At 60.4% G+C, this 12,594-nt stretch carries 15 protein-coding genes; 5 read left to right on the top strand and 10 right to left on the bottom strand.

The annotated features are described in order from the left end of the window. The gene (locus SWE17_RS06335; RefSeq protein WP_322992260.1) at positions 1-1,413 is read right to left on the bottom strand and encodes an N-acetylmuramoyl-L-alanine amidase; all 1,413 of its coding nucleotides are present in this window, start codon (positions 1,411-1,413) and stop codon (positions 1-3) included. Then, a complete protein-coding gene (tsaE, locus tag SWE17_RS06330) occupies positions 1,403-1,972 on the bottom strand; it encodes a tRNA (adenosine(37)-N6)-threonylcarbamoyltransferase complex ATPase subunit type 1 TsaE (protein WP_416234986.1) in 570 nt (189 codons plus the stop codon). The genes SWE17_RS06335 and tsaE overlap by 11 nt, the downstream gene beginning before the upstream one ends. Between tsaE and queG the strand changes: the two genes are divergently transcribed. Further along, positions 1,952-3,064, top strand: coding sequence for a tRNA epoxyqueuosine(34) reductase QueG (gene queG / locus SWE17_RS06325; protein ID WP_322992259.1), 1,113 nt, complete (start codon positions 1,952-1,954; stop codon positions 3,062-3,064). The two genes, tsaE and queG, sit on opposite strands and share 21 nt — an antisense overlap. A 24-nt stretch (positions 3,065-3,088) precedes the next feature. Here queG and SWE17_RS06320 read toward each other — a convergent pair whose 3' ends face one another. After that, on the bottom strand, positions 3,089-3,994 hold the full coding sequence (locus tag SWE17_RS06320; RefSeq protein WP_322992258.1) for an AEC family transporter: 906 nt from the start codon (positions 3,992-3,994) through the stop codon (positions 3,089-3,091). A gap of 167 nt (positions 3,995-4,161) precedes the next feature. Between SWE17_RS06320 and SWE17_RS06315 the strand changes: the two genes are divergently transcribed. Further along, positions 4,162-5,136 carry a tripartite tricarboxylate transporter substrate binding protein BugE gene (locus tag SWE17_RS06315; protein WP_322992257.1) on the top strand — a complete coding sequence of 325 codons (975 nt, stop codon included), beginning with the start codon at positions 4,162-4,164 and terminating at the stop codon, positions 5,134-5,136. 10 nt (positions 5,137-5,146) lie between these two features. Next, positions 5,147-6,055, top strand: a complete 909-nt coding sequence (gene xerD, locus SWE17_RS06310; RefSeq protein WP_322992256.1) for a site-specific tyrosine recombinase XerD — start codon at positions 5,147-5,149, stop codon at positions 6,053-6,055. On the opposite strand, the gene SWE17_RS06305 is transcribed toward xerD, so the two are convergent. Next, the gene (locus SWE17_RS06305; protein ID WP_322992255.1) at positions 6,052-6,828 is read right to left on the bottom strand and encodes a ferritin-like domain-containing protein; all 777 of its coding nucleotides are present in this window, start codon (positions 6,826-6,828) and stop codon (positions 6,052-6,054) included. The genes xerD and SWE17_RS06305 overlap by 4 nt on opposite strands. 86 nt (positions 6,829-6,914) lie before the next feature. Between SWE17_RS06305 and SWE17_RS06300 the strand changes: the two genes are divergently transcribed. Together SWE17_RS06300 and SWE17_RS06295 are read left to right on the top strand one after the other, a co-directional pair. After that, a complete protein-coding gene (locus tag SWE17_RS06300) occupies positions 6,915-7,439 on the top strand; it encodes a gamma carbonic anhydrase family protein (RefSeq protein WP_062405224.1) in 525 nt (174 codons plus the stop codon). Between the two features lie 66 nt (positions 7,440-7,505). Further along, complete coding sequence (locus SWE17_RS06295; RefSeq protein WP_322992254.1) at positions 7,506-8,492, top strand: Hsp33 family molecular chaperone HslO; 987 nt, start codon at positions 7,506-7,508, stop codon at positions 8,490-8,492. An 88-nt stretch (positions 8,493-8,580) separates the two neighbouring features. Here SWE17_RS06295 and SWE17_RS06290 read toward each other — a convergent pair whose 3' ends face one another. The 6 genes from SWE17_RS06290 to kdsA are packed head-to-tail and all read right to left on the bottom strand — an operon-like array spanning position 8,581 to position 12,588. Beyond that, positions 8,581-9,249 (bottom strand): ATP-binding protein, encoded by a 669-nt coding sequence (locus SWE17_RS06290; protein WP_322992253.1) that lies wholly within the window; start codon positions 9,247-9,249, stop codon positions 8,581-8,583. Positions 9,250-9,256: 7 nt separating this feature from the next. Then, complete coding sequence (gene pnuC / locus SWE17_RS06285) at positions 9,257-9,829, bottom strand: nicotinamide riboside transporter PnuC (RefSeq protein WP_416234985.1); 573 nt, start codon at positions 9,827-9,829, stop codon at positions 9,257-9,259. Beyond that, the gene (gene ftsB, locus SWE17_RS06280; RefSeq protein WP_322992252.1) at positions 9,826-10,101 is read right to left on the bottom strand and encodes a cell division protein FtsB; all 276 of its coding nucleotides are present in this window, start codon (positions 10,099-10,101) and stop codon (positions 9,826-9,828) included. The genes pnuC and ftsB overlap by 4 nt, the downstream gene beginning before the upstream one ends. A gap of 12 nt (positions 10,102-10,113) precedes the next feature. After that, a complete protein-coding gene (gene eno / locus SWE17_RS06275; protein WP_100171578.1) occupies positions 10,114-11,400 on the bottom strand; it encodes a phosphopyruvate hydratase in 1,287 nt (428 codons plus the stop codon). Positions 11,401-11,449: 49 nt separating this feature from the next. Continuing rightward, positions 11,450-11,737, bottom strand: a complete 288-nt coding sequence (locus tag SWE17_RS06270) for a DUF1330 domain-containing protein (RefSeq protein ID WP_322992251.1) — start codon at positions 11,735-11,737, stop codon at positions 11,450-11,452. Further along, entirely contained in the window at positions 11,734-12,588 is an 855-nt protein-coding gene (gene kdsA / locus SWE17_RS06265; protein WP_322992250.1) for a 3-deoxy-8-phosphooctulonate synthase, read from the bottom strand. Before kdsA ends, SWE17_RS06270 begins: the two co-directional genes overlap by 4 nt. Between the last annotated feature and the right edge of the window lie 6 nt (positions 12,589-12,594).

Here is a 12,594-nt window from a genome sequence, read left to right as displayed (position 1 = left end):
TTAGATTCCCCGGTTGCGCGCCAAGGGTGGGTTGCGCGAGAAGTACTGCACGATGCCGCGCATCAGGGCATCGGTGAGTTGCTGCTGGTAAGCCTCGCTGCGCAATTTCTCTTCTTCTTGCGGGTTGCTGATGAAAGCCGTCTCCACCAGCACACTGGGGATGTCGGGGGCTTTGAGGACGGCGAAGCCAGCTTGTTCGACGCGGGGTTTGTGCAGACGACCCACGCCACCGATTTCACGCAACAAACTGCTGCCCAACTGCAAACTGTCTTTGATCTGTGCAGCCGTACTCATGTCCAACATGGCGTGCTGCACTTGGGCGTCTTGGGTGCCCAAATTCAGGCCACCGATCAGGTCGGCCTTGTTTTCCTTTTGAGCCATCCAGCGGGCTGCGCTGCTTGAAGCTGCGCCTTGGCTGAGAGCGAACACGCTGGCACCGCTGGCCTGGGGCGTGAAAAACGCATCGGCATGGATGCTGACAAACAAATCGGCTTGGACGCGCCGGGCTTTTTGCACCCGCACATGCAGGGGCACAAAGAAGTCGGCTTCGCGGGTCAGGAACGCCCGCATGGGGCTGCCATTGGCACTGCTGGCGTTGATGCGGTCACGCAGCATTTTGGCGATCTTGAGCACCACGTCCTTCTCTCGTGTGCCACCCGGGCCAATGGCGCCCGGGTCTTCACCGCCATGGCCGGGGTCCAGCGCGATCACGATCAAACGGTCGCTGGCCTGCGGGGTTTTATTTGGGCGGAGCGGGTGGTTGGGGCTGTCCATCGACAATGCGGCAGGTGGCCACAGGTCTTGTCGGCGGGTAGACGGGGCAGGTGCAGGGATGGCTGGGTTCAAGACAGCCCCAGCGGCAGGCACACTGCGCCGTGCGATCAGGTCACCCAAAGGGTCATTGACGTTTGTGGTGGTGGCGGGCAAACCCGAGGGCGGCGCGGGGGACTGTGCCGCCGCACGTTCTTGTATCAGTTGCTCCAACGGATCCACCCCGTCCTTGGGGTACAAGTCCAACACCAGCCTGTGGGCATAACTGGCCACGGGTTGAAGGGTGAAGACTTGCGGTGCAATGGCCCGCTTGAGGTCAATCACCAATCGCACCGTGCTGGCGTTGAACTGGCCCACTCGGATGCCCGCAATATTGGGGTCCGACGCCTGCACTTTGCCCACCAATTCACGCAAAGCGGCATTCAGTTCCAAGCCTTCGATGTCGATGGCCAAGCGCGGGGGCGACGCGATGAAGGTTTGCGTGGTTTTGAGGGGGGCGTCCGATTCGAGCGTGACCCGGCTGTAATCGGGCGCTGGCCAAATGCGCACGGCCAACATGTTGGCCCCGCGTGCCAGCTGCGCTGCGCCCAGGCTCATGACCAGAAAACCGGCTTTGATCAAGCGGCGGCGGTCAGGGCGCATCGGCTGCTCCCTCGGTGCTCGGTGTGGCCCAAGAAGACAACCATTCTTGACCTCGGTCCGTGCCCGCGCTGATGTGCACTTGGCGCCGGTCTTCGTCGATGGCATCGAGCGCAATCACCCAGTCGGGTGCTGGCAGCTGCCCGGCCACTTTGTCAGGCCACTCCATGAGTTTGAGTCCCGGACCCGCAAAGATGTCCCGAAATCCAGCGTCTTCCCACTCTTGCGGATCGCTGAACCGGTAAAAGTCAAAATGCCAAATCGGCCAGGCCGCGTCACCCGAACCTGCTTGGTGCGGCTCGACCACGGCGTAAGTGGGGCTTTTGATTCGGCCTTGCACGCCAGCTGCGCGCAGCAAATGGCGCACCAAGGTGGTTTTGCCCGCGCCCAAGTTGCCGCGCAATTCAATGCGTGCATCTCGCCCACCGGGCCAGCTTTGCAAGGCGGCGCTCAGCTGCTCGGCAAAGGCTTGTGTGGCCGCCTCGTTCGGCCACAAACCCTGCCAATGCGCTGGGGCAGTGGGGCTTTCTACAATCGGCGGGTGACTGCTCAACGTACTCAAATCGACCTTCTAGAACTGTGGCCCCAGATTCAGATCTGGGCGCGTGAGCTTGGATTGTCCCAAATTGGCGTGACAGGCATCGATTTGTCCTCGGCCGAGCCCGGATTACAGGCTTGGTTGGCCGCAGGTTTTCACGGCAGCATGGGCTACATGGCCAGCCACGGCATGAAGCGGGCCCGCCCGGCCGAGCTTCAGGCAGGGACGGTGAGCATCATCACGGCCCGCATGGATTACTTGCCGCTGGACACGCCGCCCGACTGGCTGGCCCGAGAAAACGCACGCAGCTTGCAGCCAGGCGAGGCAGTGGTCTCACTCTATGCCCGGGGGCGTGATTACCACAAGGTCTTGCGCGGCCGTCTGCAAAAACTTCAAGACCGCATCGCCCAAGCCATTGGCCCCTTTGGACACCGTGTGTTCACCGACTCGGCACCCATTTTGGAGGCCGAGCTGGCCACCCGCAGCGGTCTGGGCTGGCGCGGCAAACACACCTTGGTCCTGAACCGTGAGGCTGGGTCCATGTTCTTTTTGGGTGAGTTGTTCGTGGACTTCGCGCTGCCTGACACCCCTCAGGTGTCGGCGCATTGCGGTCAATGCACCGCGTGCATCGACCTGTGCCCCACCCAGGCCATCGTGGGGCCCTACAAGTTGGATGCCAGGCGCTGTATTTCTTACCTGACCATTGAACATGCTGGGCCCATCGATGAGGCGCTGCGCCCCTTGATCGGCAACCGCATTTACGGCTGCGACGATTGCCAGTTGGCCTGCCCGTGGAACAAATACGCGCAAGTCAGCACTGTTCCTGATTGGCAGCCGCGGGAAGGTTTGGGGGTGTCGACGATCACTGAACTGATGTCTTGGAGCGAGGTCGAATTTTTGCGCCGCACCGAAGGCAGCGCCATCCGCCGCATCGGTCACGCCCGGTGGCTGCGCAACCTCGCTTTGGCCGCAGGCAATGCGCTGGCTGCATCGGCCCTGACCGAAGGTGAGCGGCAGGCTTTGCTGAAGGGCTTGGCTGTGCTCGCTGACCATTCGGACCCGGTGGTTCAAGAGCAGGTGGCCTGGTCGCTGGCCAAATCGGCAGCACCTCTTTAGGCGACAGCCCTTGTGGCCCGAGGCTCAGCGCAGCACACCCAGCGCAAACGGCAAGCTCAGCATGCCCGACAGCGTGGACAGCGTGACCAACCCCGCCACATAGGGCCCGTTGTAACCCATGCGAGCAGCCAACACGTAGCAAGTTGAAGCGGTGGGCAGCGCTGAAAAAGCCATCAAAATGGTCGTTTGCATGGCGCTCAGCCCAAACAATTTGGACATGCCCAGCGCAACCAAGGGCAGCAGCAGGTGCTTGACCAAGAGCACGCTCACGGCCAGCAGTTTGCCTTGGTGCAAGGTGCGCAGTTCCATCCCGGCCCCCGCTGCCATCAAGCCCAAAGCCAAAGAAGCCGCGCCGATGCGGCTGACGCTGGGGTCCATCCAGGCCGGAATGCTGAAACCCATCAAGTTGAAGGCCAGTCCTGAACTGGTGGCGATGATCAAGGGGTTGCGGACCAGCTCGCGCAAAAAACCGGTGTTGGCATGGCGAGCCATGGGCCAAACGGCTCCGATGTTGAACAGCGGCACACAAAACCCGATCAACACCGAAATCAGCAGCAAGCCTTCTGGGCCCGCCAAGCGCTCGGCCAGAGCCAAGGCAATGAAGGAATTGAAGCGAAATCCCACTTGAGCGCTGGCCGCATGGTCACGTTTGTCCAGTCGTTTGCCCAGAATCGGCCAGTAAGGCAAGCTGTACGAAAGTGCAATCGCGCTGACCCCCAAACTCAGGCCCGCACCAATCAGGCTGGACGCAGCTTCCAGATCGAGCGGGCTTTTGACGATGGACCGAAACAACAACACCGGGAACAGAAACAGGTACACCAAACTGTCGACCTGTTGCCACACCGAGCGGTTCAGGGCGGTGTAGCGGCAAATCAGGTAGCCGCACAAAATCAACGAGAAATCGGGGAAGAGGAGTTGGGCAAAGTTCACCCATGGAGCATAACGGCTTGAACAAGCCCGATGTCGGCGGCTTGTCACCCTGGGGTAAGGGGCTTGGCATGAAAAATGCCCGGATTTTTAACGGTTTTGTGGGTTTATCCTCTCTCAAGTCACCCGCTTTATTGCATATCATGTGCACACTTTTTAGGAGTTTGGACATGAAACGTCGCAGTTTGGTTTCGGCAGCTGGTTTGGCTGTCACCGTGTTGGCCAGTGGTTCGGTGTGGGCTCAGGCTTACCCCAACAAACCCATCAAATTGCAAGTGCCTTTTGCACCTGGCGGCACCACCGACATCGTGGCCCGCGTGATCTCTGAGCCCCTCGGTAAAGCTTTGGGTCAAAACGTGATCGTTGAGAACAAAGCCGGTGGCGGTGGCGTGGTCGGTGCGACAGAAACCGTTCGCGCCGTGCCCGATGGCTACAACTTGGGCATGGCCACGGTGTCGACCACAGCCGCCAACCCGGCCATCAACCCCAAGATCCCGTACAACGTCTTGACCGACTTCACGCCCATCATCAACATTGCGGCCACGCCCAATGTGATCGCGGTGCACCCCAGCTTTCCGGCCAAAGACTACAAAGGGTTCTTGGCTGAGTTGAAGAAAAACCCTGGCAAATATTCCTACTCTTCTTCGGGTACGGGGGGCATCGGCCATCTGCAAACCGAATTGTGGAAAAGTCTGGCGGGTGTCTTCATCACGCACATCCCTTACCGCGGCGCAGGCCCGGCCCTGAATGACACCGTCGCGGGTCAAGTGCCGATCATTTTTGACAACCTGCCTTCGGCATTGCCTTTCATTCAAACGGGCAAGCTGATCCCGATTGTGGTGGCCGCACCTCAGCGTCTGCCCCAGTTGCCCAATGTGCCGACCTTCAAGGAAATTGGTTTGGAGCCCGTCAACCGCATGGCTTATTACGGCATCTTGGGACCCAAAAACCTGCCCAAAGAAGTGGTCGACAAGATCAGCGCGGGTGTGAAAAAAGCCCTGCAAGAGCCCGGTGTGACCAAGCGCATCAACGACACCGGTTCTTTGGTGGTGGCCAACACGCCTGAAGAGTTCACGGCCCAGATCAAGGCCGAGTTCGAGGTGTACAAGAAAGTGGTGGACCAACAAAAACTCAAGCTGGACTGATCTTTAGTCCATGCACGAGGCCAGCCAGAACGCCATCGACCGCTTTGCCGAGGCCCTCTGGCTGGAGGACGGATTGGCCGCCAACACCTTGGCGGCCTACCGTCTGGATTTGTCGCTCTACGCCACCTGGCTGTTTTTAACGCACAGGCTGGCGCTGGAGGCGACCCAAGAACACCACCTGCATGCCTACTTTGCCGAGCGCCATGGCCAGACCAAAGCAACGTCGGCCAACCGCCGGCTCACGGTTTTCAAGCGCTTTTTCAGATGGGCCTTGCGCGAGCGCCTCATCCAAACCGATCCCACTTTGCGCATGCTGGCGGCCAAGCAGGCTTTGCGCGTGCCCAAAACCTTGGGCGAGGCGCAGGTTGATGTGCTGTTGTCTGCGCCCGATGTCACCACGCCTCTGGGTTTGCGAGACCGCGCCATGCTGGAGCTGATGTATGCCAGCGGCCTGAGGGTGAGCGAATTGGTGAGCCTGAAAACCCTGCATGTGTCGCTCAATGAAGGCGTGCTGCGCATCATGGGCAAAGGTAGCAAAGAGCGCTTGGTGCCTTTTGGCGAAGAAGCGCGCGAATGGTTGCAGCGCTACATGGGCCAAGCCCGGCCGGCCATGCTGGGCCAACGCCAGACTGAGGACCTGTTTGTGACCACCAGTGGCAGCACACCCGGCACCGCCATGTCGCGCGTCATGTTCTGGAGCCTGGTCAAGCGCTACGCCATCAACGCAGGCATCACCGCGCCTTTGTCACCGCACACCCTGCGCCACGCCTTTGCCACGCATTTGCTCAACCATGGGGCCGATTTGCGGGCGGTCCAAATGCTGCTGGGCCACGCCGACATCTCCACCACCACCATTTACACCCATGTGGCCCGTGAGCGGCTCAAGACGCTGCACGCGCAGCACCACCCTCGGGGTTAGCTCAGCGCGGCCAACTCCGCGTCTTCAAACCCTGCCAGCCGCCGGGCCGCCATGTTGAAGGGCGGGCGCAGTTTGGGGGCGTCGTATTGCGCGATCAATTCGGCATAAGTGCGCACCGGGTCCAGGCCGCGTTGTTCGCACAGATAGCGGTACCAGCGGTTGCCTGCGGCCACATGGCCAATTTCTTCTTCCAAAATGATGTCCAGGATCTCGCCCGCCCGGTGGTCACCCACACTGACCAGTTTGTTTTTCACGCCCGGTGAGGCGTCCAGGCCCCGTGCTTCCATGGTGCGCGGGACGATGCCGATGCGGGCCAGGATGTCGTCCTTTGTTCGCTCGGCCATGTCCCACAGGGTGTTGTGGGCGGGAAAGTCGCCGTAGTCAAAACCCATGTCCAGCAAATGCTGACGCAGCAGGCTGAAGTGTTTGGCCTCCTCTTGGGCAATGCGCACCCAGTCGGTGTAGAAAGACTCGGGCATGCCCGCAAAGCGCCACACCACGTCAAGCGCCAAGTCGATGGCGTTGAGCTCGATGTGCGCAATCGAGTGCACCAGCATGGCCCGGCCCTCGGGCGTGGCCATGGATTTGGCTTTGAGTTGGGTGTGCGGCACCAGCACAGGGCGGTCTGCGCGGCCGGGGCCAGCAGTGGGGGCGCTCAGGCTGTCGAGCGCGCCCACGGGCAGGCTCAGGTCCAGGGCCAAAGTGGCCTGGGCCTTCATGTTCGGGTCGGTTTGCACCCAAGGGAGCAGGGCGGCGGAACGCAGGGTGTGCATGGTGATCGCTGGCAGCGCCCACAACAGGGTGTGGGCATCCCTACAATTGTAGGTTTTCAAGAAAACCCAACCGACAGGAGACCGCCATGGCCATTTACCAACTGGATGATCAAACCCCCGATGTGGCCGACAGCGCCTGGGTGGCCGACAACGCACAGGTTATGGGCGCGGTCAAGATCGCGGCCGATGCCAGCATCTGGTTTGGCGTGACGGTGCGTGGTGATACCGAGACGATTGAGATCGGCGAGGGCAGCAACATTCAGGACGGCAGCGTCATGCACGCCGACCACGGCAAGCCGATCAAGGTCGGCAAGCACGTCACGGTGGGTCACATGGTCATGCTGCACGGCTGCACGATTGGCGACGAGTCGCTGATCGGGATTGGCGCGGTGGTGCTCAACGGTGCGAAGATCGGCAAGAACTGCTTGGTGGGAGCAGGGTCCTTGGTGACCGAGGGCAAGGAATTCCCCGATGGCTCCATGATCATGGGCACGCCCGCCAAGGTGGTGCGCGAACTCAGCCCCGAGCAGATCGAAGGCCTGCGCCAAAGCGCCAAGCATTACGTGGAGAACGCCCGCCGCTTCAAGGCGGGCTTGAAAAAAATCAGCTGATTTTTCAGCTGCAGCCAACGCTTTTTAACTTTTGAGGATCGGCCCCACGAGGCTGTTGATTAAACTTTGTCCGAACTCCACAAATTCATTTTCGAAGGCCTGCCGGTGCGCGGCATGCTGGTGCGCCTGACCGATGCCTGGCAAGACATTCTGGCGCGTCGCGCCGCCAACTCCGAAACCGGCGCTTACCCCGCCCCAGTGCGCCAGTTGCTGGGCGAGATGGCCGCTGCAGGCGTGCTGATGCAGGGCAACATCAAGTTCAACGGCGCTTTGGTGCTGCAGATTTTTGGCGACGGCCCGGTCAAGTTGGGTGTGGTCGAAGTTCAGCCCGATTTGAGCCTGCGGGCGACTTGCACCCAAGTGGGCGAGGTGGCCGATAACGCCACCCTGAGCCAGATGGTGAACGTGAACAACGAAGGCCGCTGCGCCATTACCCTGGACCCTCAAGACCGCTTGCCCGGCCAGCAGCCTTATCAGGGCGTGGTGCCGCTGTTTGGCGACCGGGGTGAAAAATTGGAAAACATCAGCGAGGTGCTGGAGCACTACATGCTGCAGTCCGAGCAGTTGGACACGGTGCTGGTGCTGGCGGCCGACGACAAGGTGGCGGCGGGCTTGCTGATTCAGCGCCTGCCCATCGAAGGCGAGGGCAATCTGGCCGGCAAGACGGATTCACTGATGCGCGAGTCGGTGCTGGGGCAAAGCGAAGACTTCAGCCGCATCTCGATCCTGACCAAAAGCCTCAAGCGCGAGGAGTTGCTGGGGCTGGACGCCGAAACCATTCTGCACCGCCTCTATTGGGAAGAGCCCTTGGCCCGATTTGAGCCCTTCATTGGCGAGACCGGCCCCCGCTTTGCCTGCCGTTGCAACCGCGAACGCGTGGGCAACATGATCCGCAGCCTCGGCACCGAAGAGGTGGAGGGCATCATTGCCGAACAAGGTCAGGTGGAAGTGGGCTGCGACTTTTGCGGAGCGCAATACCGTTTTGACCCAGTGGATGCTGCGGGCCTGTTCACGGGTTTGCCGGCTGACGTGCCAGGTGGGTCGGTGCACTGAAATTTTTGTGGGAGCGAGCCCCTGCTCGCGAATAGTTGCATGGGCACTGCCTGCATTCGGCCGCAGGGGCAGCCTCCTACCCGAGCCCTCAGTCCAAGCGCTTGGCCATCAGCCCAGTGAACATCTTGTGTTCACACTCCGGGTCGCTGCACTCATTGCATTGCCACACGGTGCGCCCCTCGTTGATGGCGAACTGAGCGTTTTCGCGGGTCATGCGGGCAGCCTCATCTTCTCCGGGTAAGCCCAAAGCCAGCAGGGCGTTGTTCAGTCGTTGGTGGCCTTGCCCATAGACCACCCGGTAGGCGATGCCTGCACCCTCAAGGGCTTGGCGCACTAGGGTGTCGACCGGGCCTCGTACCTGGGGTCCGTCTCGTTGCAAACCATCTGCCACCCAAGGCAAATCAAGGCCGGTGACCAAAGTTTGATCGAAAAGCGCTTGGTGCGCCAACGCCATGGGGTACAGGCTTTCATCGGCAAACAAGAGGTGGCTGTAGACCGCTGTCATCAGCGGTGTGGTGTCTGAGATCACCACGCCTTGTGGGATGAGCGTCATCGCTTGGGCTTGTATTTGGGCAATGTCGAGTTGTTCGTGGGCCAGGGGCGTTCGGCCTTCACGTTCGCACCAATGGCGCAGGGCCTCGTCGACCTTATGGACGCTGAGCCCACGCGATTGCATCACGCCCTCCAAGGCGTTGGCCAACCAAGATTTACCGGTGCTTTCTGCCCCAAGGATGGCGATGCGCTGAACGCGGCTCATACCGCACTTAGCCAGCCTTGAGGGCGAGGTTTTGTCGCCAAGACCGCCAACCCCAGAGGCTCATGGCAGTGAACACGGCGTACAAAACGCAGGTCAACCACAGGCCTTTGTGGGCAAACAAGGCCACGCTGATGGCATTGACCACCACCCAGACCAGCCAGTTTTCAAGGTACTTGCGACCCAGCAAAACCTGACCCACCAAGCTCAAGCCGGTGGGCAGTGCATCCCACCAGGCCACATCGCTATCTGTGAAGCGCTGCAACAGCAAAGCCAATGCTGGCCAAAGGGCTGCGCTGCAGACCAGCACCAGGATCCAGCCGCGTACAGACAGGCGTTGAACGGCGACAGCCGGTTGGTCTTCATCCGTTCTGCGAAGCCACTGCCACCAACCCCACAGGGAAATGGCCACAAAAACCAGCTGCAGACCCGCTTCTCCATACAGCAAGCTGTCTTTGAAAACAAAGAAATAAAGAACGGAACTGGCGATGGCCAGTGGCCAGCCCCAATGCCACTGTTGGATGTTGCAAACCACCATGGCCAGGCCGAGGACAAAACCTGCGATCTCGAGCGGGGACATCATTTGGCGATTTGAACGAAGATCTCGTTGGGTTTGACCATGCCCAGCTCATGCCTTGCACGTTCTTCGACCATGTGCAGGCCTTCCTTGAGGTCATTGACTTCGGCGCTGAGTTGGTCAATTTTGCGGTGAGCTTTTTCGTTCTCGGCCTTTTGCTCTTGTAAAGACCGCTCCAGCTCGGCAACGGTGGAAACGCCGCCTTTGCCCAACCAAAGTTGGGCTTGGATGATCACCAACAAGGCGACCAACACGATCGGAACGAGGCGGTTGCCCATGGCTGTACCGGCTTAGCGCAGGTTGTAAAAGGCCGCGCGGCCAGGGTAGACCGCCACTTCGCCCAAGTCTTCTTCGATGCGCAGCAACTGGTTGTACTTGGCCATGCGATCCGAGCGACTCATCGAACCTGTCTTGATTTGACCGGCGTTCAAGCCCACCGCGATGTCGGCGATGGTGCTGTCTTCGGTCTCGCCCGAGCGGTGGGAGATGACGGCGGTGTAACCGGCGCGCTTGGCCATTTCGATGGCTTCAAAGGTTTCGGTCAGGGTGCCGATCTGGTTGATCTTGATCAGGATCGAGTTGGCGATGCCTTTGTCGATGCCTTCTTTGAAGATTTTGGTGTTGGTCACGAACAGGTCGTCACCCACGATTTGCACATTCTTGGCCAAGCGGTCGGTCAACACTTTCCAGCCGTCCCAGTCGTTTTCGGCCATGCCGTCTTCGATGCTGATGATGGGGTACTTGTCGCACCAAGTGGCCAGCATGTCGGTCCACTGCTCAGACGTCAAGCTGATGCCGCCTTCGCCTGCCAAGACGTATTTACCGTCTTTGTAGAACTCGCTGGCCGCGCAATCGAGGCCAATGGCGATCTGCTCGCCAGCGGTGTAACCGGCAGCAGCGATGGCGTCGAGCACCATCTGGATGGCGGCTTCGTGGCTGTCGACGTTGGGGGCAAAGCCGCCTTCGTCGCCCACGGCAATGCTCATGCCCTTGTCGTGGATAATTTTCTTCAAGGCGTGGAACACTTCAGCGCCCCAGCGTACCGCTTCGCGGAACGACGGTGCACCCACGGGAATGATCATGAACTCTTGCAGGTCCAGGTTGTTGTTGGCGTGTGCGCCGCCGTTGATGACGTTCATCATGGGCACAGGCAGCTGGTTGCCGTTCATGCCGCCAAAATAGCGGTACAGCGGCAAGCCAGACTCTTCGGCCGCAGCGCGGGCCACGGCCATGGACACGGCCAGCATGGCGTTGGCACCCAGGCGGCTCTTGTTGTCCGTGCCGTCCAGGTCGATCAGGGTGCGGTCCAAAAAGGCCTGCTCGGAGGCGTCGAGCCCCAGCACAGCTTCGGAAATTTCGGTGTTGATGTGCTCGACGGCTTTGAGCACGCCTTTGCCCAGGTAACGGCTCTTGTCGCCGTCGCGCAGCTCGATGGCTTCGCGGCTGCCGGTCGATGCGCCGGACGGCACAGCCGCACGGCCCATGACGCCGGACTCCAGCAGCACGTCGCATTCGACGGTGGGGTTGCCACGGCTGTCGAGGATTTCACGGCCGACGATATCAACGATTGCACTCATGTTCAGACTCTCTCAAATTGAAAAATAAAACCAGTTGGGGTCCAAGGGCTCAAACACCCTCGACCACGACCATGCGCATGATGGCCGCACCTGCGCGGGCCTCACGGGCTTTGAGGTACTCGGGCACTTCATAGAAGGCCTTGGCCGCTTCAAAGGTCGGGAATTTCAGAATGACGATGCGCTCGGGCGACCAGTCGCCCTCCAGCACTTCAACTTTGCCACCACGCACGCAGACTTCAGCGCCCGTGGATTGCATGGCCGCAGTGGACCACTTTTTGTACTCTTCGTACTGAACCGGGTTGGTCACTTGGACGTTGGCGATGATATAGCCGCTCATGCGAAGTTGTCCTCAAGGAAAGGGTTCTTTTTGGTGACGGAATCGAGTTGCACCAACGTCTCGAGCAAGGCGCGCATTTTGCCAAGTGGCACCGCGTTCGGTCCGTCTGACCAAGCTTCAGCCGGCTTGGGGTGGGTTTCCATGAACAGCCCAGCCACACCCACGGCCACCCCTGCGCGGGCCAGCACGGGTACCATCTCGCGGGCTCCGCCGCTGCTGGTGCCTTGGCCGCCCGGCTTTTGCACCGAATGCGTCACGTCAAACACCACCGGGGCGCCGGTTTTGCGCATCTCGGCCAGGCTGGTCATGTCGGCCACCAGGTTGTTGTAGCCAAAGCTCACACCACGTTCACAGGCCAAAAAGTTGTCTTCAGGCAGGCCGGCTTCGCGTGCCGCTGTGCGGGCTTTGTCGATGACGTTCTTCATGTCCCAAGGTGCCAAAAATTGGCCCTTCTTGATGTTCACCGGCTTGCCGGACTGGGCCACGGCGCGGATGAAATCGGTCTGGCGGCACAAGAACGCGGGGGTTTGCAACACGTCGACCACGCTGGCCACGGTCTTGACCTGCGACTCGTCGTGCACATCGGTGAGGATGGGCACGCCAATCTGGCGGCGCACTTCGTCCAGGATTTTCAGGCCTGCATCGATGCCCACACCACGTTGGGTGCTGCCCGACGAACGGTTGGCTTTGTCGAATGAGCCTTTGTAAATGAGTGGGATGCCCAGCGCAGAGCAGGCCTCTTTGAGGCGACCGGCCACTTCGATAGACATCTCCAGACCTTCGATGGAGCAGGTGCCCGCGATCAAAAAGAAGGGTTGGTTCAGGCCAACGTCAAATCCGCAGAGTTTCATGGAGCT

It is taken from the genome of Limnohabitans sp. (assembly GCF_034680285.1).
GTDB lineage: Bacteria > Pseudomonadota > Gammaproteobacteria > Burkholderiales > Burkholderiaceae_C > Limnohabitans_A.
Note: the sequence above shows the minus strand (reverse complement) of the source record. Positions and strands in the feature narration are given on the sequence as shown.

Coding starts and splice junctions, on each gene's coding strand:
- SWE17_RS06335 (WP_322992260.1), bottom strand. CDS start 1,413: ATGCGCCCTGACCGCCGCCGCTTGATCAAAGCCGGTTTTCTGGTCATG.
- SWE17_RS06315 (WP_322992257.1), top strand. CDS start 4,162: ATGAAACGTCGCAGTTTGGTTTCGGCAGCTGGTTTGGCTGTCACCGTG.
- xerD (WP_322992256.1), top strand. CDS start 5,147: ATGCACGAGGCCAGCCAGAACGCCATCGACCGCTTTGCCGAGGCCCTC.
- SWE17_RS06305 (WP_322992255.1), bottom strand. CDS start 6,828: ATGCACACCCTGCGTTCCGCCGCCCTGCTCCCTTGGGTGCAAACCGAC.
- SWE17_RS06300 (WP_062405224.1), top strand. CDS start 6,915: ATGGCCATTTACCAACTGGATGATCAAACCCCCGATGTGGCCGACAGC.
- SWE17_RS06290 (WP_322992253.1), bottom strand. CDS start 9,249: ATGAGCCGCGTTCAGCGCATCGCCATCCTTGGGGCAGAAAGCACCGGT.
- pnuC (WP_416234985.1), bottom strand. CDS start 9,829: ATGATGTCCCCGCTCGAGATCGCAGGTTTTGTCCTCGGCCTGGCCATG.
- ftsB (WP_322992252.1), bottom strand. CDS start 10,101: ATGGGCAACCGCCTCGTTCCGATCGTGTTGGTCGCCTTGTTGGTGATC.
- eno (WP_100171578.1), bottom strand. CDS start 11,400: ATGAGTGCAATCGTTGATATCGTCGGCCGTGAAATCCTCGACAGCCGT.
- SWE17_RS06270 (WP_322992251.1), bottom strand. CDS start 11,737: ATGAGCGGCTATATCATCGCCAACGTCCAAGTGACCAACCCGGTTCAG.
- kdsA (WP_322992250.1), bottom strand. CDS start 12,588: ATGAAACTCTGCGGATTTGACGTTGGCCTGAACCAACCCTTCTTTTTG.